The organism is Streptomyces griseus (assembly GCF_001715295.1).
Classification (GTDB): Bacteria; Actinomycetota; Actinomycetes; order Streptomycetales; family Streptomycetaceae; genus Streptomyces; species Streptomyces griseus_G.
On record NZ_MDKB01000003.1, the window covers coordinates 658,843 to 680,927 of the forward strand.

22 protein-coding genes are annotated in these 22,085 nt (G+C 71.4%); 16 read left to right on the forward strand and 6 right to left on the reverse strand.

Annotation, left to right across the window (positions count from 1 at the left end):
* Positions 1 to 73: 73 nt before the first annotated feature.
* On the reverse strand, positions 74 to 742 hold the full coding sequence (locus BA175_RS19180) for a pirin family protein (protein ID WP_069172662.1): 669 nt from the start codon (positions 740 to 742) through the stop codon (positions 74 to 76).
* 81 nt (positions 743 to 823) lie between these two features.
* Here BA175_RS19180 and BA175_RS19185 point away from each other — a divergent pair, with 81 nt between their 5' ends.
* The 5 genes from BA175_RS19185 (at position 824) to fabF (ending at position 5,725) form a co-directional block, all read left to right on the forward strand.
* The gene (locus BA175_RS19185; RefSeq protein WP_175420866.1) at positions 824 to 2,023 is read left to right on the forward strand and encodes a PucR family transcriptional regulator; all 1,200 of its coding nucleotides are present in this window, start codon (positions 824 to 826) and stop codon (positions 2,021 to 2,023) included.
* An 89-nt stretch (positions 2,024 to 2,112) separates the two neighbouring features.
* Complete coding sequence (locus BA175_RS19190) at positions 2,113 to 3,027, forward strand: ACP S-malonyltransferase (protein WP_069172664.1); 915 nt, start codon at positions 2,113 to 2,115, stop codon at positions 3,025 to 3,027.
* 13 nt (positions 3,028 to 3,040) lie between these two features.
* Positions 3,041 to 4,072: a ketoacyl-ACP synthase III gene (locus BA175_RS19195; protein WP_069172665.1), complete on the forward strand. Its 1,032-nt coding sequence runs from the start codon at positions 3,041 to 3,043 to the stop codon at positions 4,070 to 4,072.
* 63 nt (positions 4,073 to 4,135) lie between these two features.
* Entirely contained in the window at positions 4,136 to 4,384 is a 249-nt protein-coding gene (locus BA175_RS19200; RefSeq protein WP_069172666.1) for an acyl carrier protein, read from the forward strand.
* A gap of 78 nt (positions 4,385 to 4,462) precedes the next feature.
* Positions 4,463 to 5,725 (forward strand): beta-ketoacyl-ACP synthase II, encoded by a 1,263-nt coding sequence (fabF, locus tag BA175_RS19205; protein WP_069172667.1) that lies wholly within the window; start codon positions 4,463 to 4,465, stop codon positions 5,723 to 5,725.
* Between the two features lie 83 nt (positions 5,726 to 5,808).
* On the opposite strand, the gene BA175_RS19210 is transcribed toward fabF, so the two are convergent.
* Complete coding sequence (locus BA175_RS19210) at positions 5,809 to 6,303, reverse strand: DUF3145 domain-containing protein (protein ID WP_069172668.1); 495 nt, start codon at positions 6,301 to 6,303, stop codon at positions 5,809 to 5,811.
* Positions 6,304 to 6,665: 362 nt separating this feature from the next.
* Here BA175_RS19210 and BA175_RS19215 point away from each other — a divergent pair, with 362 nt between their 5' ends.
* Together BA175_RS19215 and BA175_RS19220 are read left to right on the forward strand one after the other, a co-directional pair.
* A complete protein-coding gene (locus BA175_RS19215; protein ID WP_069172669.1) occupies positions 6,666 to 7,580 on the forward strand; it encodes an SGNH/GDSL hydrolase family protein in 915 nt (304 codons plus the stop codon).
* 11 nt (positions 7,581 to 7,591) lie between these two features.
* Complete coding sequence (locus tag BA175_RS19220) at positions 7,592 to 8,584, forward strand: aldose epimerase family protein (RefSeq protein WP_069173115.1); 993 nt, start codon at positions 7,592 to 7,594, stop codon at positions 8,582 to 8,584.
* 46 nt (positions 8,585 to 8,630) lie between these two features.
* Here the strand turns inward: BA175_RS19220 and BA175_RS19225 are convergent, their stop codons facing one another.
* Complete coding sequence (locus BA175_RS19225; protein WP_069172670.1) at positions 8,631 to 9,413, reverse strand: EI24 domain-containing protein; 783 nt, start codon at positions 9,411 to 9,413, stop codon at positions 8,631 to 8,633.
* A gap of 112 nt (positions 9,414 to 9,525) precedes the next feature.
* Here BA175_RS19225 and BA175_RS19230 point away from each other — a divergent pair, with 112 nt between their 5' ends.
* The 7 genes from BA175_RS19230 (at position 9,526) to BA175_RS19260 (ending at position 18,087) form a co-directional block, all read left to right on the forward strand.
* Positions 9,526 to 10,680, forward strand: coding sequence for a mandelate racemase/muconate lactonizing enzyme family protein (locus tag BA175_RS19230; RefSeq protein WP_069172671.1), 1,155 nt, complete (start codon positions 9,526 to 9,528; stop codon positions 10,678 to 10,680).
* On the forward strand, positions 10,677 to 11,696 hold the full coding sequence (locus tag BA175_RS19235; protein ID WP_069172672.1) for a zinc-dependent alcohol dehydrogenase: 1,020 nt from the start codon (positions 10,677 to 10,679) through the stop codon (positions 11,694 to 11,696). The genes BA175_RS19230 and BA175_RS19235 overlap by 4 nt, the downstream gene beginning before the upstream one ends.
* 79 nt (positions 11,697 to 11,775) lie before the next feature.
* A complete protein-coding gene (locus BA175_RS19240) occupies positions 11,776 to 12,759 on the forward strand; it encodes a hypothetical protein (RefSeq protein WP_069172673.1) in 984 nt (327 codons plus the stop codon).
* A gap of 130 nt (positions 12,760 to 12,889) precedes the next feature.
* Positions 12,890 to 13,999, forward strand: a complete 1,110-nt coding sequence (chvE, locus tag BA175_RS19245) for a multiple monosaccharide ABC transporter substrate-binding protein (RefSeq protein ID WP_069172674.1) — start codon at positions 12,890 to 12,892, stop codon at positions 13,997 to 13,999.
* Between the two features lie 32 nt (positions 14,000 to 14,031).
* Positions 14,032 to 15,582 (forward strand): multiple monosaccharide ABC transporter ATP-binding protein, encoded by a 1,551-nt coding sequence (gene mmsA / locus BA175_RS19250; RefSeq protein WP_069172675.1) that lies wholly within the window; start codon positions 14,032 to 14,034, stop codon positions 15,580 to 15,582.
* Entirely contained in the window at positions 15,579 to 16,823 is a 1,245-nt protein-coding gene (gene mmsB / locus BA175_RS19255; protein WP_069172676.1) for a multiple monosaccharide ABC transporter permease, read from the forward strand. The genes mmsA and mmsB overlap by 4 nt, the downstream gene beginning before the upstream one ends.
* 106 nt (positions 16,824 to 16,929) lie before the next feature.
* Entirely contained in the window at positions 16,930 to 18,087 is a 1,158-nt protein-coding gene (locus BA175_RS19260; RefSeq protein WP_069172677.1) for an aldose epimerase family protein, read from the forward strand.
* 273 nt (positions 18,088 to 18,360) lie between these two features.
* On the opposite strand, the gene BA175_RS19265 is transcribed toward BA175_RS19260, so the two are convergent.
* Positions 18,361 to 18,789, reverse strand: coding sequence for an organic hydroperoxide resistance protein (locus BA175_RS19265; RefSeq protein ID WP_069172678.1), 429 nt, complete (start codon positions 18,787 to 18,789; stop codon positions 18,361 to 18,363).
* Between the two features lie 91 nt (positions 18,790 to 18,880).
* Positions 18,881 to 19,903: an NADP-dependent oxidoreductase gene (locus tag BA175_RS19270; RefSeq protein WP_069172679.1), complete on the reverse strand. Its 1,023-nt coding sequence runs from the start codon at positions 19,901 to 19,903 to the stop codon at positions 18,881 to 18,883.
* A 125-nt stretch (positions 19,904 to 20,028) separates the two neighbouring features.
* Here BA175_RS19270 and BA175_RS19275 point away from each other — a divergent pair, with 125 nt between their 5' ends.
* Entirely contained in the window at positions 20,029 to 20,508 is a 480-nt protein-coding gene (locus BA175_RS19275) for a MarR family winged helix-turn-helix transcriptional regulator (RefSeq protein ID WP_069172680.1), read from the forward strand.
* A gap of 60 nt (positions 20,509 to 20,568) precedes the next feature.
* On the opposite strand, the gene BA175_RS19280 is transcribed toward BA175_RS19275, so the two are convergent.
* Complete coding sequence (locus BA175_RS19280) at positions 20,569 to 21,291, reverse strand: SCO2400 family protein (RefSeq protein ID WP_175420867.1); 723 nt, start codon at positions 21,289 to 21,291, stop codon at positions 20,569 to 20,571.
* 123 nt (positions 21,292 to 21,414) lie between these two features.
* Here BA175_RS19280 and BA175_RS19285 point away from each other — a divergent pair, with 123 nt between their 5' ends.
* The gene (locus tag BA175_RS19285) at positions 21,415 to 21,987 is read left to right on the forward strand and encodes a hypothetical protein (protein ID WP_069172682.1); all 573 of its coding nucleotides are present in this window, start codon (positions 21,415 to 21,417) and stop codon (positions 21,985 to 21,987) included.
* Positions 21,988 to 22,085 lie beyond the last annotated feature (98 nt).

Below are 22,085 nucleotides of genomic sequence, written 5' to 3' on the forward strand. Positions count from 1 at the left end.
CCCGCGGAAGGGCGACCGAGATGGGGCGGCGCGCACACCGGGTCCGGCACCGGGGCGCGCGTACGCCGCCGTGTCACACCGCGGCGAGCTCCCACATCAGCACCTCGGCGTCCCGCAGCGCCTCCAGCCCCAGCCCCCGGGACTCCGTGATCCGTACCGAGTCGCCCTCGCCCAGCTCCTCGCCGCCGATGCGTACCTCGCCCCGCACCACGTGGACGTACACCCCCGCCGCGTCCGGCACGGCGGTGCGCTCGCCCGCCTCCGGGCGCCGCACGTGAAGCGTCGCGCCCGCCTCCGGGAGCGCGTACGGGGTGGAGTCGGCGATCCGGGCGACGTGGGTGTACGAGGGCTCGCCGCCGGGCGACAGCGGCGCCAGCCACATCTGAAGGAACGTCAGCGGCCTTTCGCCGTCGTTGCGTTCGACGTGGCGCACTCCGCCCGCGGCACTGAGGTGCTGGACGTCCCCGGCCCGTACGACGGTGGTGTGACCGGCCGTGTCCCGGTGGGTGAGCTCGCCCTCCACCACCCAGGTGACGATCTCGGTGTGGCTGTGCGGGTGCTCGTCGAATCCGGCCCCCGGGGCGAGACGCTCCTCGTTGCAGGCAAGGATCGGCCCGAAACGCAGATTGTCCGGGTCGTAGAAGCGCCCGAAGGAGAAGGCGTGCAGCGTCTCGATGCCCGGGGAGACACCCGGGGCCGGGTCCCCACCGCGGAAGCGGCTCCCGGAGCGGCGTACGTCCATCACGCGTCCACGGTAGCCCCGCGCGGTCGGCCGTGGCCCCACCCCACCGCGCACCTGCTCCGATAAGGCAGTCTTGTGTACGTGTCCCGACCCGATCCTGAGCAGCCCGCTGCGAACGCCGCCCATCTCCACGCCGCGACCCTGAAGCGGCTGGAGCAGTCCTCCGGCCGGCTGGCCGCCAACGCCATCGCCCGCATGGACGAGACGTTGCCGTGGTACCGGGCGATGCCACCGGAGAACCGTTCGTGGATCGGCCTGGTCGCCCAGGCCGGCATCGCCGCGTTCACCGAGTGGTTCCGGCACCCGGAGACCCCGCAGGCCATCTCGACCGATGTGTTCGGGACCGCGCCGCGCGAGCTGACCCGGGCGATCACGCTGCGCCAGACCGTCGAGATGGTGCGGACGACGATCGAGGTGATGGAGGCCGCGATCGAGGAGGTCGCGGCGCCCGGCGACGAGTCGGTGCTGCGGGAGGCCCTGCTCGTCTACGCTCGGGAGATCGCCTTCGCCACCGCCCAGGTGTACGCGCAGGCAGCCGAGGCCCGCGGCGCGTGGGACGCCCGGCTGGAGTCGCTCGTCGTCAACGCCGTGCTGTCCGGCGAGGCCGACGAGGGGGCCGTGTCCCGGGCCGCGGCGCTCGGCTGGAACTCCCCCGAGCACGTGTGCGTCGTCCTCGGCACCGCGCCTGACGGGGACAGCGAACTCACCGTGGAGGCGATCCGGCGGGCTGCCCGGCACGCCAAGCTCCAGGTGCTGACCGGAGTGCTCGGGCACCGCCTGGTCGTCATCGCGGGCGGCAGCGACAACCCGCTGAACGTCGCGAAGTCGCTGATCGGCCCGTACGCGGCCGGTCCCGTCGTCGCCGGGCCCGTGGTGCCCGACCTCCTCGCGGCCACCCGGTCCGCGCAGGCCGCGGCGGCGGGACTCAAGGCCTGCTCGGCGTGGCAGGACGCTCCGCGCCCCGTCCTGTCGGACGATCTCCTTCCGGAACGAGCGATGGCCGGAGACCCGGCGGCGCGTGATCAGTTGGTGGAGGAGATCTACAGACCACTCGAGGAAGCGGGCTCGGCGCTCCTGGAGACGCTGAGCGTCTACCTGGAACAGGCGAGCAGCCTGGAGGGCGCGGCCAGGATGCTGTTCGTCCACCCCAATACCGTGCGCTACCGGCTGCGACGTGTGACCGACGTCACCGGCTGGTCACCCTCCGACGTCCGCTCCGCGTTCACCCTGCGGATCGCCCTCATCCTGGGGCGCTTGGCCGCCGGGGACACTCGGTCCTAGACTTTTGTCGGACTTCAACAATTCCCCCTACGGTTCTTCGTCCCTGTCCCCACGGGCGTCGGGAGCCGTCCACAAGAGAGAGTGTGAGGGTGCTCGTACTCGTCGCTCCCGGCCAAGGCGCTCAGACGCCCGGCTTCCTGACTCCCTGGCTCGACCTCCCCGGTGCCGCCGACCGCATCGCGGCCTGGTCCGACGCCATCGGGCTCGACCTTGCCCACTACGGCACGAAGGCCGACGCCGACGAGATCCGTGACACGGCGGTGGCCCAGCCGCTGCTGGTCGCCGCGGGTCTCCTGTCCGCCGCCGCGCTGGGCGCCTCGCCCGGCGTCGTCGCGGGCCACAGCGTCGGTGAGATCACCGCCGCCGCGCTCGCCGGCGTCCTCGACGACGAGGCGGCGCTGCGCTTCGTCCGCACCCGGGGGCTCGGCATGGCCGAGGCCGCCGCGGTCACCGACACGGGCATGGCCGCGCTCCTGGGCGGCGATCCCGAGGTGACGGTCGCGCACCTGGAGAAGCTGGGGCTCACCCCGGCGAACGTCAACGGCAGCGGGCAGATCGTCGCCGCGGGCACCGCCGAGCAGATCGCCGCGCTGACCCAGGACATGCCCGAGGGTGTGCGCCGCGTGGTGGAGCTCAAGGTCGCCGGCGCGTTCCACACGCACCACATGGCTCCGGCCGTGGAGAAGCTGCGCGCCGCCGCCGGAGAGCTCCAGGTCGCCGACCCCACGGTGACCTACGTCTCGAACGCCGACGGGAAGACGGTCGCCACCGGCGCCGAGGTGATCACGCGCCTCGTCGGCCAGGTCGCCAACCCGGTCCGCTGGGACCTGTGCATGGAGACCTTCAAGGAGCTCGGTGTCACGGCGCTCGTCGAAGCGGCTCCGGGCGGCACCCTGGTCGGGCTCGCCAAGCGTGCGCTGCCCGGCGTGAAGACCCTCGCGCTCAAGACCCCCGACGACCTCGACGCGGCCCGCGCGCTCATCTCCGAGCACGCGGGCGCCTAAGGAGCCCGAGAGCATGTCGAAGATCAAGCCCAGCAAGGGCGCCCCGTACGCACGGATCATGGGGGTCGGCGGCTACCGGCCGACCCGAGTCGTGCCCAACGAGGTGATCCTCGAAACGATCGACTCGTCCGACGAGTGGATCCGCTCCCGCTCCGGCATCGCCACCCGCCACTGGGCCTCCGACGAGGAGACCGTGGCCGTGATGTCCGTGGAGGCCGCCGGCAAGGCGATCGCCGACGCGGGGATCGCTCCCGAGCAGATCGGCGGAGTCATCGTCTCCACCGTCTCGCACTTCCAGCAGACCCCGGCCATCGCGACCGAGATCGCCCACCGGGTCGGCGCGGGCAAGCCCGCCGCCTTCGACATCTCGGCCGGCTGCGCGGGCTTCGGCTACGGCCTGACCCTCGCCAAGGGCATGGTCGTCGAGGGCTCGGCGGAGTACGTCCTCGTCATCGGCGTCGAGCGGCTCAGCGACCTCACCGACCTGGAGGACCGCGCGACGGCCTTCCTGTTCGGCGACGGCGCCGGCGCGGTCGTCGTGGGCCCCGCCAAGGAGCCGGCCATCGGTCCCACGGTCTGGGGCTCCGAGGGCGACAAGTCCGGCACGATCAAGCAGACCGTGCCGTGGAACGACTATCACGTCGGCGACGTCTCGAAACTGCCGCTCGACAAGAACGGCGAGATCAAGTTCCCGGCCATCACGCAGGAGGGCCAGGCGGTCTTCCGCTGGGCCGTCTTCGAGATGGCGAAGGTCGCCCAGCAGGCGCTGGACGCGGCCGGGATCGCCCCGGAAGACCTGGATGTCTTCATTCCGCACCAGGCCAACATGCGGATCATCGACTCGATGGTGAAGACGCTCAAGCTGCCGGAGCACGTCACGGTCGCGCGTGACGTGGAAACCACCGGCAACACATCGGCCGCCTCGATCCCGCTCGCGATGGAGCGGCTCCTGGCGACCGGTCAGGCCAAGAGCGGCGACACGGCGCTCATCATCGGCTTCGGGGCGGGTCTCGTCTACGCCGCGACGGTCGTTACCCTCCCCTAGGCACCCCGGACCTCCCGGTCCGTACGCCCGAACCCTGCAGAAACACACCGAAGGAGCGCCAACATGGCCGCCACTCAGGAAGAGATCGTCTCCGGTCTCGCCGAGATCGTCAACGAGATTGCCGGTATCCCCGTCGAGGACGTCCAGGTGGACAAGTCCTTCACCGACGACCTGGACGTCGACTCGCTGTCCATGGTCGAGGTCGTCGTCGCCGCCGAGGAGCGCTTCGACGTCAAGATCCCCGACGAGGACGTCAAGAACCTCAAGACGGTGGGCGACGCCGCCGAGTACATCCTGAAGCACCAGGGCTGATCCCAGCCCGTCCGTGTGTCGCCACCCGGCGGTGGCGCCGCTGATTCACGCCCCTCTACACGTGGAGAAGATTTTCCAGTGATCCCGACCAATCGCACCGTGGTCGTCACCGGTATCGGCGCAACCACTCCGCTGGGTGGCGACTCCGCATCGACCTGGGAAGGTCTGATGGCCGGCCGCTCCGGCGTCAAGCCTCTCGAGGGCGAACGTTTCGCCGAACTGCCCGTCCGGATCGCCGCCCTCGCGGCCGTCGACCCCGGCGAGGTACTGCCCCGTCCCCTCGCCCGCAAGCTGGACCGTTCGGCGCAGTTCGCGCTGATCGCGGCCCGTGAGGCGTGGGCCGACGCGGGCTTCACCGGCAAGGCCGGTGAGGACGAGAAGATCCAACCCGAGCGTCTGGGCTCGGTCATCGCCTCCGGCATCGGCGGCGTGATCACCCTGCTCGACCAGTACGACGTGCTGAAGGAGAAGGGCGTACGCCGCGTCTCCCCGCACACCGTTCCCATGCTCATGCCCAACGGCCCGGCGGCCAACGTCGGCCTGGAGGTCAACGCCCAGGCGGGTGTCCACACCCCCGTCTCGGCCTGCGCCTCGGGCGCGGAGGCCATCGGGTACGCCGTCGAGATGATCCGCACCGGCCGTGCCGACGTCGTCGTCGCCGGTGGCACCGAGGCGGCCATCCACCCGCTGCCCATCGCCGCGTTCGCCAACATGATGGCGATGTCCAAGAGCAACGAGGAGCCCGAGAAGGCCTCGCGTCCGTACGACACCGCCCGTGACGGCTTCGTCCTCGGTGAGGGGGCCGGCGTCGTCATCCTGGAGTCCGCGGAGCACGCGGCCGCCCGTGGCGCCAGGGTCTACTGCGAGGTGCTCGGCCAGGGGCTGTCCGCGGACGCCCACCACATCGCGCAGCCCGAGCCCACCGGGCGCGGGATCGCCGCCGCCATGCAGAACCTGCTGGACTCCACGGACCTCAAGCCGTCGGAGGTCGTGCACCTGAACGCGCACGCCACCTCCACCCCCCAGGGTGACGTGGCGGAGATCAAGGCACTGCGCGCGGTGCTCGGCGACGACCTCGACCACGTCGCCATCTCGGCCACGAAGTCGATGACGGGTCACCTGCTGGGCGGTGCGGGCGGTATCGAGACCGTGGCGACGGTGCTGGCGCTGTACAACCGGATGGCGCCGCCCACCATCAACGTCGACGAGCTCGACGACGCGGTGGACGCCGACGTCGTGCGCGGCGAGCCCCGTCCGCTGCCGGAGGGCCCGATCGCCGCGATCAACAACTCGTTCGGCTTCGGCGGCCACAACGTCGTGCTGGCGTTCCGGTCCGTCTGATCCGCACGTCCCGGACGTACCGGAGGCCCGCTTCCCGATCGGGAGGCGGGCCTTTCGCACGGCCGTGCCGGGCACGGCCCGGTTCACACCACCTGGTGGAGCCACCGCACGGGGGCGCCCTCGCCGGCGTGGCGGAAGGACTCCAGTTCGTCGTCCCAGGGCTTGCCCAGGAGCTTGGCGATCTCCGCCTCCAGGTCCGTCTCCCCCTGTGCGGAGCGCGCCAGCGCGGCCCGCAGCCGGTCCTCGGGGACCAGGATGTCGCCGTGCATGCCCGTGACGGCGTGGAAGATGCCGAGGCCGGGCGTGGAGCTGTAACGCTCGCCCTCCGCCTGGGGGCAGGGTTCGGCCGTCACCTCGAAGCGCAGCATGTCCCAGCCGCGGAGCGCCGAGGCCAGCTCGGAGGCCGTGCCCGCACGGCCCTTCCAGGAGAATTCGGACCGCCAGGTGCCGGGTGCGGCCGGCTGTCTGATCCAGTCGAGCTGGACCCGCACACCGAGCACACCCCCCACCGCCCACTCGACGTGCGGGCAGAGCGCGCGCGGTGCGGAGTGAACGTACAGGACTCCACGTGTCGTCACCGGGACCTCCAGTGTGGGACGAGGTTCGCCTTCCCCAGCGGCCTCGCGCCCGTCTCGCCTCGTTCCGGTCGCATCCCGAGGTTGTCATCAGTAAACAGCATCGGGAGTGAATCTCCTGAAAAAGGACAGTATGTGACGAGAGGTAACTTACCGGAACCCTTCTGGATGCGCGGGCCGGACAGTTCGCCACTGGGTCGACGGGGAAAAGCTACCGTGCGCCGGGGCCGGGTGTGTGACGTACCGTCGGTCCCGGGCCTTTGATTCGCTCATCATTCACCCGCCAGGGAGCACGGGCCCGCCACCTGGGGGTGCCGGGGTGTGCCGGAGGCACCATCACCTGGGCGACCGGAGGGGAGACCCGCATGCCTGAGCGTGCGTCACGCCGTCGTATCCGCAGCGCCGCCGTGGCGTCCGGCGCGGCGGCGCTCGTCGGCGCGGCCGCGCTGGCCGGCTGCACCGCCGGCCCGGACGGGGCCGGGCGGAGCACGCCCGCGCCGCGGAGCCCGTCACCCTCCGCGACCCCTCTGTGGAACGTGCGCCCGGCCTCGCTCGCCGCCGTCGGGGACTCGATCACCACGGGCTTCGACGCCTGCTCGGTGCTGACCGACTGCCCCGAGGTGTCGTGGGCGACGGGCACCGACGGTGCGGTCCGGAGTCTCGCGGTGCGCCTCCTCGGGGCGGCGCGGGCGGCTTCGCACAGCTCGAACCACGCCGTGGCGGGCGCCCGGATCGCCCAGCTGCCGGAGCAGATGGCCCTCGCCGCGAAGGAGCGGCCCGAACTGGTCACGGTGATGATCGGCGCGAACGACGCCTGCCGGGACTCGGTGCGGCTCATGACCCCGGTGGCGGATTTCCGGGCCTCCTTCGAGGCGTCGCTGCGGCAGTTGCGCGGTACGGCTCCGAAGGCCCAGGTGTACGTGTCGAGCGTGCCGGACCTGAAACGTCTCTGGTCGACGGGGCGCGTGAACCCGATGGGCAAGCAGATCTGGAAGCTGGGGATCTGCCGGTCGATGCTCCAGGACGCGGACGACATGGGTGAGGCGGCCACGGCCCGGCGGGAGGCGGTGCAGGAGCGGGTCGTCGCGTACAACGGCGTGCTCAGGGACGTCTGCGCGAAGGACGCGCGGTGCAGGTACGACGGCGGGGCGGTGTTCGACTACCGGTTCACGGGCGAGCAGCTCAGCCCCTGGGACTGGTTCCATCCCGGCCGCGACGGCCAGGCCAGGCTGGCGGAGATCGCTTACCGCAAGGTCACGGCGGCCGGTCCACCGGCGTAAAGTTGCCGATCATGAAGACGGGTGCGGCGGTACACGGCGAAGACTTCTCCACGCTCACGGACGGCGCCCCCGTCCGGCGCTGGACCTTGGAGCGGGACGGCACGCGGGTGCGCGTGCTGACGTACGGCGCCGTGGTGCAGTCCGTCGAGGTGCCCGGCCGGGACGGCACACGGACCGGGGTGGCGCTCGGGCTGCCGGACGCGGTGGCCTACGAGAAGAGCGTGGGCCCGTACCTCGGTGCCGTGGTCGGGCGGTACGCGAACCGGATCGGGGGCGCCTCGTTCGTCCTCGACGGGCACACGCACCGGGTGACACCCAACGAGGGCCGCAACCACCTCCACGGCGGGGCGCGCGGCTTCGACCGGCGGGTGTGGGACGCCGAGGAGGTGCCGGACGGTGTGCGGCTCTCCCTGGTCGCGGAGGACGGCGAGGAGGGCTACCCGGGGCGGCTGGCGGTCTCGGTGACGTACACCCTGGACGAGGGCGGGGCGCTGCGGATCGCCTACCGGGCGACGACGGACGCGCCGACGGTCGTGAACCTGACGAACCACACCTACTGGAATCTCGCCGGGGCGGGCAGCGGGAGGGCGCTCGGGCACGAGCTGCGGCTCGCGGCCGGCCGGATCACACCGGCGGACGCGGAGTCCGTCCCGACGGGTGCGTTGGCGCCGGTGGACGGCACCCGCTTCGACTTCCGGCTGCCGAAGCCGGTGGGCGCCGGGTACGACACCAACTACGTGCTCGACGGGACCGGCGGGGAGCCGGTCGCCGAGCTGTACGACCCCGCGTCGGGGCGGCTGCTGACCGTGCGCACGACGGAGCCGGGGATGCAGCTCTACACGGCCGATCACCTGGACGGGCAGCCCTTCCCGCCGTGTGCCGGGATCGCCCTGGAGACCCAGCACTTCCCCGACTCCCCGAACCGGCCGGAGTTCCCGTCCACCGTCCTGCGGCCGGGCGAGGAGTTCACGTCCACGACGGTGTACGGCTTCTCGGTGCGCTGACCGCCGACGTCCGGGGACGGCCCGCCGGGTGCCCGGGGGCCGTCCCTCAGCTCTTGTCCAGGGTGTAGGGCGCCGGGGCGTCCTCGTCCTGCGGGGATGCGGTGAGGTCGCGGGCGAGCAGGGTGGCCCCGGCGACGGCGCCCGGCATCAGGAACACGGCGACGAGGGGGACGAGGAAGGCGAGGGCGAGCGGGACGCCGAAGCCGAGGACCGCCGCCCGGCGTCCGCGCAGCAGCGCGAGCCGCTCCTTGAGGGCCACGCCCCGCCGCTGCAGGGCGACCGCCGTGAGTTCCTCGCAGAGGAAGTAGCCGGAGACGCAGAAGCCGAGCGCGGGAACGACGGTCTGGCCGATGACGGGCACGAATCCGAGGGCGAAGAGGAGCACGCCGTACAGCGCGACGCGCACCAGGATGCGGACGGAGTCGCGGGCCGAGATCCACAGTTCCCGCCAGAGCGGCAGCCCCGATTCCGGAACCTCGCCGCCCTCGCTGCGGTCGACCTCCTCCGAGAGGGACTCGTAGAAGGGCTGGCCGACCAGCAGGGTCACGGCGGTGAAGGTGATCACCGCGAGGAACAGGCCGAGGACGAAGACGAGGACCACCAGGGTGTTGCGCAGGAGCGCCGCCCAGGGCGAGGACCAGTCGTCGGCGAACGGCGTGGCCCAGGCGACGAAGTCGTCCGCGCCGTAACCGAGTCCGACCAGCGCGCCCACGTACAGGACGAGGGTGATGAGGCCCGGCAGCAGGCCGAATCCGAACCACCGGCCGTGTCCGAGGACCCAGCGCTGCCCCTTGACCAAGTAACCGAAACCCGCCCCGAGATCACTCATGCGCGTCAGCGTACTTGCGTGAACCATTGACACGTCCCCCGGCCCGTCATTACCGTCACGCCAGCATTTCGAACGTGTGACGAAATACCGAACACCCAGAGAGGCAACACCCGTGCGTATCACCGGAATCAGCACGCATGTCGTGGGCACCCCGTGGCGCAACCTCACCTATGTCCAGGTACACACCGACGAGGGTCTCACCGGGGTCGGCGAGACGCGGATGCTCGGGCGCACGGACGCGCTGGTCGGCTATCTGCGGGAGGCGTCCGCCAACCACATCACCGGCTCCGACCCGTTCGCGGTGGAGGACCTGGTGCGCCGGATGAAGTACGGCGACTACGGGCGGGCCGGCGAGATCGTGATGTCCGGCATCGCCGTCGTGGAGATGGCCTGCTGGGACATCAAGGGCAAGGCCCTCGGGGTGCCCGTCTGGCAGCTGCTCGGCGGGAAGGTCACCGACCGGGTCAAGGCGTACGCCAACGGCTGGTACACCACCGAGCGCACCCCGGAGGCCTACCACAAGGCGGCCCAGGGGGTCGTGGCGCGCGGCTACCGGGCGCTGAAGATCGACCCCTTCGGGACGGGCCACTTCGAGCTGGGCCAGGAGGAGACGCGGTACGCGGTCTCCCTCATCGAGGCCGTGCGGGACGCCATCGGCCCCGACACCGAGCTGATGCTGGAGATGCACGGGCGGTTCAGCCCCTCCACGGCGGTGCGGATCGCCCGCGAGATGGCGCCGTTCGCGCCGGCGTGGCTGGAGGAGCCGGTACCGCCGGAGAACCTCAAGGCGCTCGCCAAGGTCGCGGGGAAGGTCGATATGCCGATCGCCACGGGTGAGCGCATCCACGACCGGATCGAGTTCCGCGAGCTCTTCGAGTCGCAGGCCGCCGACATCATCCAGCCGGACCTCGGCCACATCGGCGGCATCCTGGAGACCCGCAAGCTCGCCGCGACCGCCGAGACCCACTACACCCTGGTCGCCCCGCACAACGTGGGCGGTTCGGTGCTGACGGCGGCCAGCCTCCAGCTCGCGGGGTGCACGCCGAACTTCAAGATCCTCGAACACTTCAACGACTTCGCGGACGCCGACATCAAGAAGGTCGTCAAGGGCGCACCGCAGGTCGATCCGGCCACCGGCTGCTTCGAGCTCTCCCACGCTCCCGGGCTGGGTGTGGAGCTGGACGTGGAGGCCGCGGCGGAGTTCCCGCAGCAGCAGGCGCGGTTCGACCTGTGGGCGGACGGCTGGGAGAAGAGGCAGCCCAAGTGAGCACGCTCTCGCGTTCGCTGGTGGTCGAGCGCCCCGGCAGCCACCGGCTGTCCGAGGGGGCCGTCCCGGAGCCGGGTCCCGGGGAGGTCCGGGTGCGGGTCGCCGCGGCCGGGATCTGCATGAGCGACCGCGAGGTGTACGACGGCCACCGCGACGCGGCCTACGTGCGGTATCCCGTGGTCCCCGGCCACGAGTGGTCGGGAACCGTCGACGCCGTGGGCGAGGGCGTCGACCCCGCGCTCACCGGCCGGCGCACGGTCGCCGAGGGCTTCCGCGCCTGCGGGTCCTGCGAGCGGTGCCGGTGCGGGGAGACGTCCCTGTGCACGGCGGGTTACGCGGAGACGGGGTTCACCCGGCCCGGCGCGTTCGCCGACCACGTGGTGGTGCCGGCCCGGCTGCTGCACCCGCTGCCCGACGACGCGGACCTGCGGGCCGCCGCCCTGCTGGAGCCCGCCGCGGTGGTCGCGGCGGCGGTACGGGCCGGGGCGCCCGAGCCGGGTGAGCGGATCGCCGTGGTCGGGGCGGGGACACTCGGACTGCTCGCGGTGCAGCTGCTGGCGGCCGTGTCGCCGGCGGAGCTCACCGTGGTCGACCCGCGCGGGACGCGGGCCTCCCAGGCGCTGGGCTTCGGGGCGGACGAGGCCCTGAGCCCCGGCGAGGCGCGGGAGGCTCGGGGCCGTTACGACCTCGTCGTGGAGACCGCGGGCGCCCCCACCACCGCGGCCGACGCCTGCCTGCTGGCACGGCGCGGCGGCCGCGTCGTCCTCACCGGGATGTTCACGCCGGGCGCGGTGGGCATCGACCCCGTGCACCTGTCCCTGAACCAGCTCACGGTGCGCAGTGTCTTCGGTGCGCCCTCGGCGGCCTGGTCGTACGCGGTACGGGCGTTCTCGGCCGGGCTGCTCGACCCGGCCCCGCTGATCACCCACGAGTTCCCGCTGGAGCGGTTCTCCGAGGCCGTGGCGCTGGTCGGCGCCGGAGGTCCGGAGACCGGGAAGGTGCTGCTGCGCCCGTGACGGGTACGCCCCGCCTCCGCACCGACGCGTACCCAAAGATCCGAACTCAGTCCGAAATACCGAACATGAAGGACCAGTCGTGAACGACGTCCCCGCTCCTCCCCCCGGCACCGACGGCCTCCGCCGGCCCGGCGACGCCGCGCTCACCGGGCTCGGTCTCGGTCCGGCGCCCCTGCTGCCCTCCGACGCCTCCCCGCACTCCTTCCCCGACGGCGGGACCTGGCGCACCGAGGTGCCGTCCGTGGAGGGCCCGGAGGCCCTCGGCGTGGTCCTCGAGGAGTCCGCGCGCCTCGACGTACCCGTGCACCGCATCAGCCAGGGCAGCGGCGTCTGGATGCTCACGGACGCGGAGATCACCGAGATGGTGAAGGGCTGTGCCGAACGGGACATCGAGCTCTGCCTGTTCACCGGGCCGCGCGGCACCTGGGACACCGGCGCCTCGGTCCGTACGGACTCCGGCGGTGCCGGGCTGCGCGCCCGGGGCCACGACGCCCTGGCCGGCTGCGTCGAGGACGCCCTGCGCGCCACCGGGCTGGGGGTGAGGTGCCTGCTCGTCGCCGACGAGGGCGTGCTGTGGACCCTGCACCGGCTGCGCGAGCAGGGCGTCCTGCCGGCGGACACCACCTTCAAGGTCTCGGCGCTCATCGGGCCGGTGAACCCGGCCTCGTACGCCGTGTACGAGCAGCTCGGCGCCGACTCGGTCAACATCCCGTCCGACCTGACGCTCGCCCAGTTCACGGAGATCCGCCGGGTCTCCCGGGCGCCGATGGACCTCTACATCGAGGCCCCGGACGACCTGGGCGGCTATGTGCGGATGTACGAGGTCGCCGAACTGATCCGGCGCGGGGCGCCGCTGTACCTGAAGTTCGGCCTCGCCAGGGCGCCGGGGATCTACCCGTACGGCCGGCACCTGCGGGACCTGGCGCTGGCCTCCGCGAAGGAGCGGGTGCGGCGCGGCCGGCTCGCCCTGGACCTGCTCGCGCGGCACGGGGCGGACGGCGGCATGGCCCCGCTCGGCACCCGGCTGCCGGGCCCGCTCAACCGGTTCGCGATCTCGTCATAACGTTCCGGAAACGTACCTCCCAAAAGAAGACACAGCCGCGCACAATCCCACACACCTGTTCCTGGCCGGTCCGCCTCCCGCGGTCCGGCACCACCGGGCAGACCCTGACCCCCCATCAAGGATGATGACCATGCGCAACCGCAGAGCCGCACTCGCCGCCGTAGCGTCCGCCGCCTCCCTCGCCCTCACTCTGACCGCCTGCGGCCAGAGCGGTGAGGGCGGCAGCGAGGAGGACAAGAACGGGGCCGGCGGCGCCACCATCGGCGTCGCGATGCCGACCAAGTCCTCCGAGCGCTGGATCGCCGACGGCGCCAACGTCGTGAAGGAACTGAAGAGCAAGGGGTACAGGACCAAGCTCGTCTACGGCGAGGACGACCCCGACCAGCAGGTCTCGCAGATCGAGAACATGATCACGCAGGGCGTGGACGCGCTGATCGTCGCCGCGATCGACAACAAGTCCCTCGGCAACGTCCTCCAGCAGGCCAAGGACGCCGACATCCCGGTGATCTCCTACGACCGGCTGATCCTCGGCACGGAGAACGTCGACTACTACGCCTCGTTCGACAACGAGAAGGTCGGCGAGCTGCAGGGCACGTACATCGTGGACAAGCTCGGCCTGGGCGACGGCAAGAAGGGCCCCTTCAGCATCGAGCTGTTCGCCGGTTCCAACGACGACAACAACACGAAGTACTTCTTCCAGGGCGCGATGAACGTCCTCAAGCCCTACATCGACAAGGGCGAACTGGTCGTCAGGTCCAAGCAGACCGCCCTCAACCAGGTCACCACGCTGCGCTGGGACGGCGGCACCGCGCAGAAGCGCATGGACGACCTGCTGACGTCCAGCTACCGCAGCGCCCGGGTCGACGCCGTGCTCTCGCCGTACGACGGCATCTCCATCGGCATCCTCTCCGCACTGAAGTCGGACGGCTACGGCTCCAAGGCCAAGCCGATGCCGGTCGTCACGGGCCAGGACGCCGAGGTCGCCTCGGTGAAGTCGATCATCCTGGGCGAGCAGACGCAGACCGTCTACAAGGACCTGCGCCAGCTTGCCAAGGTCGCCTCGAACATGGTCGACGCGGTGCTGAACGACAAGAAGCCCGAGGTCAACGACACCAAGTCCTACGACAACGGCTCCAAGGTCGTCCCCGCGTTCCTGCTGCAGCCGGTCAGCGTCGACAAGAACAACTACAAGCAGGTCCTCGTCGACGGCGGCTACTACACCGAGAACGACCTCAAGTAACCGGGCTCCCTCAAGGATTGGAAGGCAAGACCATGGCGGGACCCGTCCTGGAAATGCGCTCGATCGTCAAGACCTTTCCCGGTGTCAAAGCGCTGTCGGACGTCACGCTGACCGTCCGTCAGGGCGAGGTCCACGCCATCTGCGGTGAGAACGGCGCCGGCAAGTCGACCCTGATGAAGGTGCTCTCCGGTGTCCATCCGCACGGCAGCTACGAAGGGGACATCCTCTTCGAGGGCGGGACCTGCCGGTTCAAGGACATCCGGGCGAGCGAACAGCGCGGCATCGTGATCATCCACCAGGAGCTGGCGCTGGTGCCCTACCTCTCCATCGCGGAGAACATCTTCCTCGGCAACGAGCACGCCAAGCGCGGACTGATCAACTGGAACGACACCCTGAGGCACGCCGGCGAACTGCTGCGCCGGGTCGGCCTCGACGAACACCCGGAGACCCGCGTCGCCGACATCGGCGTGGGCAAACAGCAACTGGTGGAGATCGCCAAGGCGCTGTCGAAGAAGGTGAAGCTGCTCATCCTCGACGAGCCGACGGCGGCCCTCAACGACGAGGACAGCGGCAAACTCCTCGACCTGATCCTCTCGCTGAAGGACCAGGGCATGACCTCGATCATCATCTCGCACAAGCTGAACGAGATCCGCCGGGTCGCCGACTCGGTCACGATCATCCGCGACGGGCGCTCCATCGAGACGCTCGACGTGAAGGCGGCGGAGACGACCGAGGACCGGATCATCAGCGGGATGGTCGGCCGCGACCTGGAGAACCGCTTCCCCGAGCGGACCCCGCACCACCCCGAGGAGGGCACCGCGCCCGCCCTGGAGATCCGCAACTGGACCGTCCACCATCCCATCGACCAGCAGCGCAAGGTCGTCGACGACGTCTCGATCACGGTGCGGCGCGGCGAGATCGTCGGCATCGCCGGCCTCATGGGCGCCGGCCGCACCGAGCTGGCCATGAGCGTCTTCGGCCGCTCCTACGGCCGGTACGCGGGCGGCACCGTCCTCAGGGACGGCACCGAGATCCGTACGAAGACCGTCCCGGAGGCGGTCGGGCACGGCATCGCGTACGCCACCGAGGACCGGAAGCACTACGGCCTCAACCTCATCGACACCATCAACCGGAACATCTCGCTGACCGCGCTGGGCAAGGTCGCCCGGCGGGGTCTGGTCGACGAGCACGGGGAGCGGCAGGTCGCCGAGGGCTTCCGCACCTCCATGAACATCAAGGCGCCCACCGTCTACGAGCCGGTGGGCAAGCTCTCCGGCGGCAACCAGCAGAAGGTCGTCCTCAGCAAGTGGATCTTCGCGGGTCCCGAGGTGCTGATCCTGGACGAGCCCACGCGCGGCATCGACGTGGGCGCCAAGTACGAGATCTACACGGTCATCGACCGGCTGGCCGCCGAGGGCAAGGCGGTCGTCTTCATTTCCTCCGAACTGCCGGAGCTGCTCGGCATGTGCGACCGCATCTACACGATGGCCGCAGGACGGCTGACGGGTGAGTTCTCGCGGGCCGAGGCCTCGCAGGAAGCGCTGATGCGTCAGATGACGAAGGACAAAGAGGTAACCCGATGAGCACGGACGTGACTGCCAAGACCCCGGCCCCCGCGCCGTCCGGCGGAGGCGGAGCGGCCTCCGGCGACGGTCTGCTGCAGCTGATGCTCGGCGGCATGCGCCGCAACATGCGCCAGTACGGCATGCTGATGGCCCTCGGCCTGATCGTGGTGCTGTTCGCGGTGTGGACGGACGGCGACCTGCTGCTGCCGCGCAACGTCTCCAACCTGGTGCTGCAGAACAGCTACATCCTGATCCTGGCGATCGGCATGATGCTGGTCATCATCGCGGGCCACATCGACCTCTCGGTCGGCTCGCTGACCGCGTTCATCGGCGCGATGGCCGCCGTACTGATGGTGGAGAACCATCTCTCCTGGCCCCTCGCGGTGGTGCTGTGCCTGGCCATCGGCGCGGTGGCGGGCGCGGTGCAGGGGTTCTTCATCGCCTACCTCGGCATACCGTCGTTCATCGTGACCCTCGCGGGCATGCTGCTCTTCCGCGGTCTGACGGAGATCTTCCTGAAGGGACAGACCCTCGGCCCCTTCCCGAAGGACCTGCAGAAGGTCGCCAACGGCTTCCTGCCCGAGGTCGGCCCCGACACCAACTACCACAACCTCACCCTGCTGCTGGGCCTCGCCCTGATCGTCTTCGTGGTGTTCCAGGAGGTCCGCGACCGCAAGCGGCAGCAGGAGTTCGCCCTCGACGTGCCGCCCACCACGCTGTTCCTGCTGAAGCTGGTCGCCCTCGTCGCGGCCGTCCTCGTGGTCACGCTGCTGCTCGCCAGCTACAAGGGCGCACCGGTCGTGCTGCTCATCCTCGGGGTACTGGTCGTCGGCTTCGGCTACCTCATGCGCAACGCGATCATCGGCCGTCACATCTACGCCATCGGCGGCAACCTGCCCGCGGCCAAGCTGTCGGGCGTGAAGGACAAGAAGGTCACCTTCCTGGTCTTCCTGAACATGGGCATGCTCGCGGCCCTGGCGGGGCTGGTCTTCGCCGCCCGCTTCAACGCCGCCTCACCCAAGGCGGGCCTCAACTTCGAACTGGAAGCCATCGCCGCCTCGTTCATCGGTGGCGCGTCGATGAGCGGCGGGGTGGGCACGGTCCTCGGCGCGATCATCGGTGGTCTGGTCCTGGGCGTGCTGAACAACGGCATGAACCTCGTCGGCGTCGGTACCGACTGGCAGCAGGTCATCAAGGGCGCGGTGCTGCTGGCCGCGGTCGGCTTCGACGTCTGGAACAAACGGAAGGTCGGCTCGTAACACCCCCTCCCGGACGTCCCTCCTCCGGGCCCGTCCCGCCTTCTCCCTCGGTACGTCACACCCCTTCTCGGTACGTCACATCCTTTCCGACGACAGGAGTTGTCTCATGACCGGAACCAGCAGACGGGCCGTCCTGGCGGCCACGGCCGCCGCCGGGCTCGCGGTGGCGGCGGGCGCCCCCGCCGCGGAGGCCGCGGCCACCGGGCGCACGCCGTCGAGGGAGCTCTTCGGCACGCTCGCCGACGGGACGAAGGTGCACCGCTGGACCCTCGCCAACGGCGGGACCCGGCTGAAGGTCCTGTCCTGGGGCGGTGTCGTCCAGTCCCTGGAGACCCCCGACCGCAGGGGCCGGACGAGGAACGTCTCGCTCGGCTTCGACAACCTCGCGGACTACGTGGCGAAGTCGCCGTACTTCGGCGGGCTGATCGGGCGGTACGGCAACCGCATCGCCGAGGGGCGCTTCACCCTCGACGGGGTGACGTACCGGCTGCCCCTCAACGACGGGCCCAACAGCCTGCACGGCGGCGACCAGGGCTTCGACAAGCGGGTCTGGGACGTCGAGCCGTTCACCTCGCGCGGGGACATCGGGCTGGTCCTGACCCGGACCAGCCCGGACGGCGAGGCCGGCTATCCGGGCACGCTCGCCGTGCGGGTCGTGTACACCCTCACCTCTCGGGGGGAGTGGCGCATCGACTACACGGCGACGACGGACCGTGCCACCGTCCTCAACCTCACCAGCCACACGTATTTCAACCTGGTGGGCGAGGGCAGCGGCAGCGTCGACGGGCACCTGCTGGAACTGGCCGCCAGGCGCTACACCCCGGTCGGCGCGACGCTCATCCCCACGGGTGAGCTCGCCCCGGTGGCCCGCACGCCGTTCGACTTCCGGCGGCCGCGGGTCATCGGCGAGGCGGTACGCACCCCGCACGAGCAGATCGGCCACGGCCAGGGGATCGACCACAACTACGTGCTGGACAAGGGGATCACGGCCCGCCCGGAGTACGCGCTGACCGTGACGGACCCCGGCTCCGGCCGGGTGATGAAGATGTACACCACGGAGCCCGGCATGCAGTTCTACACCGGGAACTTCCTCGACGGCACCCTGACCGGCACCTCCGGCCGGGTCTACCGCCAGGGCGACGCGTTCTGCCTGGAGTCCCAGCACTTCCCGGACTCCCCCAACCAGCCGTCGTTCCCCTCGACGGTGCTGCGCCCCGGTGAGACGTACCGTTCGACGACGGTGCACGCCTTCTCGGCACGCTGACCACGGACGGCGGCCGGTGTCCTCCCCCGGCGGGGAGGGCACCGGCCGCCGTCGTCGCTCCCGCCGGATCGCGTTCCACGACATCGGCTCCGGAGCCGCCGTGGGCGGGTCGTGACCCGTTCCCAGGCCGGCCGCCTGCGCCCGCAACCCCGAACGGGCGGAGGTTGTGGTCCCGGTGCGCCCCGGCGCCCCGTGCCCGCTCCGGCCGGCGGACACGGCCGAGGGCCGCGTCCCGGTGACGGAACGCGGCCCTCGGACGTACGGGAGACCCGGTCAGGCGACCGACAGCTCCACCTTGATGTTGCCGCGGGTGGCGTTCGAGTAGGGGCACACCTCGTGCGCCTTCTCGACGAGCGACCGGGCGGTGGCCCGGTCGACGTTCGGGATGGAGGCGGTGATCGCCACCTCCAGGCCGAAACCGCCCGCCTCGGTCCTGCCGATGCCGACGGACGCGGTGACCGTCGAACCGGAGATGTCGGCCTTCTCCTTGCGGGCGACCACTCCGAGCGCCCCCTGGAAGCAGGCGCTGTAGCCGGCCGCGAAAAGCTGCTCGGGGTTGGTGCCCGCGCCGCTGCCGCCCATCTCCTTCGGCGGGTTGACGACGACGTCGAGCTTGCCGTCGTCGCTCGAGACCCGGCCGTCACGGCCGTTCTCCGCGGTGGCCACGGCCGTGTAGGCCACGTCGATGTTCTGGATCGTCATACCGGGCATACCTCCTGCTGGTGCGCCGCGGCTCGCGCCCACGACCGCGACGGCCTGGGAGCGAGCCTAACGGGTGCCGGCGGCGGTCAGGTCAGGCGTCCAGCGCGACGATCATCTTGCCGGTGTTCTCGCCGCGCAGGAGGCCCAGGAACGCGTCGAAGCCGTTCTCGATGCCCTCGACCTTCGTCTCGCGGTACTTGAGCTCCCCGGAGGCCAGCCAGCCGGCGACCTCCTGGACGAACTGCGGCTGCAGCGCGGAGTGGTCGCCGACGAGCATGCCCTGCAGGCGCAGCCGCTTGCCGATGATCAGCGCGAGGTTGCGCGGGGCGGGGGTGGGCTCCGTGGCGTTGTACTGGGCGATCATGCCGCAGATGGTGGCGCGGCCGTGCACGTTGAACGAGGAGAGCGCGGCCTCCAGGTGCTCACCGCCGACGTTGTCGAAGTAGACGTCGATGCCGTCCGGCGCCGCCTTGCGGAGCTGCTCGGCGACCGGGCCGTTCTTGTAGTTGAACGCCGCGTCGAAGCCGTACTCCTCGACCAGGAGCCTGACCTTCTCGTCGGACCCGGCGGAGCCGATGACGCGGGAGGCGCCCTTGAGCTTCGCCATCTGGCCGACCTGGCTGCCGACCGCCCCGGCCGCGCCGGAGACGAAGACGGCGTCGCCCTCCTTGAAGGAGGCGACCTCGAACAGGCCCGCGTAGGCGGTGAGTCCGGTCATGCCGAGCACGCCGAGGTAGGCGGAGAGCGGGGCGAGCGAGGCGTCGACCTTCACGGCGTGCTGGGCCGGGACGTCGGCGTACTCGCGCCAGCCGAGGCCGTGCAGCACGTGGTCACCGACGGCGAAGCCGTCGGCGTTCGAGGCGATGACCTCGCCGACCGCGCCGCCGTCCATGGGGTGGTCGAGCTTGAACGGCGGGGTGTACGACTTCACGTCGTTCATCCGGCCGCGCATGTACGGGTCGACGGAGAAGTACAGGTTGCGGACGAGGACGCGGCCCTCGCCGGGGGCGTTCACCGGCGCCTCGCGCAGCGCGAAGTCCTTCGCCTCCGGCCAGCCCTGGGGGCGGGCGACGAGGTGCCATTCGCGGCTGGACGTGGGAAGTGCTGCAGACATGGGCTGGGGGTCTCCTCGATGTCTCACGGAACGGTGGGGGGAGGGAAGCGTAAATGCTTCACCACCTGAAACAACCATGCGCAGCGATATTTCATCTTGTCAAGTAATTGGGTAACCTGGGTGTCATGGCCACCCCGCGCACGGACCCGCTGACCCTGGACGTCATCGCACTCATCGGTGGCGTCGTGGCCCGCTACCACGAGGAGTACGACCGCGCCGCGGCCGCGCACGCCCTGACCGGCGCGCAGGCCCGTGTCCTCGGTCTCCTGTCCCACGAGCCGATGCCCATGCGCAAGGTCGCCCGCACGCTGAAGTGCGAGCCCTCCAACATCACCGGAATAGTCGACCGGCTCGAGCTCCGCGGCCTCGTGGAGCGCCGCCCCGACCCCGCCGACCGGCGGGTGAAGCTGGCCGCCCCGACCGAGGACGGGATGCGGACGGCCCGGCAGCTGCGGGACGCGCTGGACTTCGCCCGCGAGCCGCTCGCCGACCTGTCGGAAGCGGAGCGGACGATGCTGCGCGACCTGCTGCGCCGGATGCTCGGCGACGAACCCTCCGGGGCGGCGGACGCGGCCCCGCCGTCCCCGGGCGCCGCCGCCGGATGACCCTCCCGCGGCCGGCGGACCCCGGACCGGGCGGGCTTCCCGGGGCCCGGCCCCCGTCCCTCAGGTGCAGAACCAGAGCCAGCGGGTGCAGGTCTCGGTCGGCGAGGGGGTGGGTGAGGGGTCGGCCGGCGGCTCCGGGTGTGTGGGCTCCTCGGCCGGCCGGCCGGACGGCGACGGCACGTCCGGCGTCCCGGTGTCCTCGGGATCCGGGGACGGGTACGCGGACGCGGACACGGGCCCGGAAGGCGCGTCCTCCGGCGGGGCGGACACCGGGCCGGACGCACCGGAAGGCTTCGGCGCGGCCGGGGCGGACGGCCGCGGCTCCCCGGCGCCGGACTCCGTCACCGGCCCGGGGGCCGTGGGCGCGTCCACCGGCCCCGGGCCGTCGGGGGCCGTGGAGTCCGACGGGGCAGGGGTGGATTCGGTCGCGGTGCCCGTGGCCTCGCTCACGTACTCGGCGGCGCCGCTCTCGTGCTCGGGCTCGGTGGCCAGCTCGGCCAGGCTCAGCGCACCGGCGGCCAGCACCACCCCGGCCGCCGTCAGCAGCACCCCGCGCCTGCGGCGCCGGTGCCCCCGCCGACCGCCCTTCCTGCCCGCCGTCCCCCGGTCACGCCGACGGGGCCCTCCCGCCCGGGAGGGCTCGAGGGTCTCGCCCGGCGGTTCCGGTTCGTGACCGGGGTGGACCGGGACGGCGTACGGGGCCAGCGCCTCGGCGGGGGTTCCACAGCCGGCGCAGGCCAGGGCGCCGTTGAGGTGCCGTTGGCACGGGTGGCAGTAATCCATGGCGCCCGCAGACTAGACGGGCGGCAAACGGCGGAGGAAGCCGCCCAGGTGAGAATCCTGTGTGGAAGAGCGGAATCCGGGGCACGCCGTCCGATACGCGTGAGACGCGGCAGGATGGGTGCCATGACCGCTCCCACCCCTTTCGGGCCGCTGGAGTTCCAGCTCGTCCTGCTGCGCCGGATGGCCGATCACCAGCCGGGCCTGGCGGAGGACGCCCGCCACGAACTGAGCGCCTCGCTCGCCGAGATGCGGGAGGCGAACCGGCGCTGGCAGGCCATGGTGCGGGCCCCGCGCGGCCGGGGAGCCCTGCGCCGCTACCGCTCGGTGCTCGGCGAGCCCGAGACGTCCGTACACCGCACGGTCGGCGACCTCACGTGCGACGCGCTGCGGTGGCCGCTGCCGCTCTGGCCGGACCTGCGGTTCGAGGTGATGGTGGGCCCCGGCGGGGCCGTGTGGAACGAGTGGCTGGTCCGCGCCCCGGGCCTGCCGGGTCCTCAACTGCGTACGGCCGGGGACCTGCGCCCGTGGTCGTGCACCGTGGACGAGGTGGCCCGGGCCTTCGAGGGGGCCCGCCCGATGGAGGGCAGCGCGCCGACCCGCTGGGCGCTCGCCCTCACGGACCCCGCCGACGGCCGGCGGTACGTCGCCGAGTTCACCTGGGGCCTCCTCCAGCGCCTCCTCCCCGGCACGGCCTGAGCCCGGTGCGTCTCCCGGCTGCCGCTCCGTCGGAACGGCCCGGCCTTCCCTCGTACGCCTCACCCAGCGCGCGCCGCCCCACGCCCGGCGCGACGATG

Excerpts from the sequence above, each read along its gene's own strand:
- BA175_RS19260 (WP_069172677.1), top strand. The coding sequence starts at position 16,930 with ATGACCGGAACCAGCAGACGGGCCGTCCTGGCGGCCACGGCCGCCGCC.
- BA175_RS19280 (WP_175420867.1), bottom strand. The coding sequence starts at position 21,291 with ATGGATTACTGCCACCCGTGCCAACGGCACCTCAACGGCGCCCTGGCC.
- BA175_RS19220 (WP_069173115.1), top strand. The coding sequence starts at position 7,592 with ATGAAGACGGGTGCGGCGGTACACGGCGAAGACTTCTCCACGCTCACG.
- mmsA (WP_069172675.1), top strand. The coding sequence starts at position 14,032 with ATGGCGGGACCCGTCCTGGAAATGCGCTCGATCGTCAAGACCTTTCCC.
- BA175_RS19265 (WP_069172678.1), bottom strand. The coding sequence starts at position 18,789 with ATGACGATCCAGAACATCGACGTGGCCTACACGGCCGTGGCCACCGCG.
- BA175_RS19285 (WP_069172682.1), top strand. The coding sequence starts at position 21,415 with ATGACCGCTCCCACCCCTTTCGGGCCGCTGGAGTTCCAGCTCGTCCTG.
- BA175_RS19275 (WP_069172680.1), top strand. The coding sequence starts at position 20,029 with ATGGCCACCCCGCGCACGGACCCGCTGACCCTGGACGTCATCGCACTC.
- BA175_RS19200 (WP_069172666.1), top strand. The coding sequence starts at position 4,136 with ATGGCCGCCACTCAGGAAGAGATCGTCTCCGGTCTCGCCGAGATCGTC.
- mmsB (WP_069172676.1), top strand. The coding sequence starts at position 15,579 with ATGAGCACGGACGTGACTGCCAAGACCCCGGCCCCCGCGCCGTCCGGC.
- chvE (WP_069172674.1), top strand. The coding sequence starts at position 12,890 with ATGCGCAACCGCAGAGCCGCACTCGCCGCCGTAGCGTCCGCCGCCTCC.
- BA175_RS19215 (WP_069172669.1), top strand. The coding sequence starts at position 6,666 with ATGCCTGAGCGTGCGTCACGCCGTCGTATCCGCAGCGCCGCCGTGGCG.
- BA175_RS19195 (WP_069172665.1), top strand. The coding sequence starts at position 3,041 with ATGTCGAAGATCAAGCCCAGCAAGGGCGCCCCGTACGCACGGATCATG.
- BA175_RS19270 (WP_069172679.1), bottom strand. The coding sequence starts at position 19,903 with ATGTCTGCAGCACTTCCCACGTCCAGCCGCGAATGGCACCTCGTCGCC.
- BA175_RS19225 (WP_069172670.1), bottom strand. The coding sequence starts at position 9,413 with ATGAGTGATCTCGGGGCGGGTTTCGGTTACTTGGTCAAGGGGCAGCGC.
- BA175_RS19180 (WP_069172662.1), bottom strand. The coding sequence starts at position 742 with ATGGACGTACGCCGCTCCGGGAGCCGCTTCCGCGGTGGGGACCCGGCC.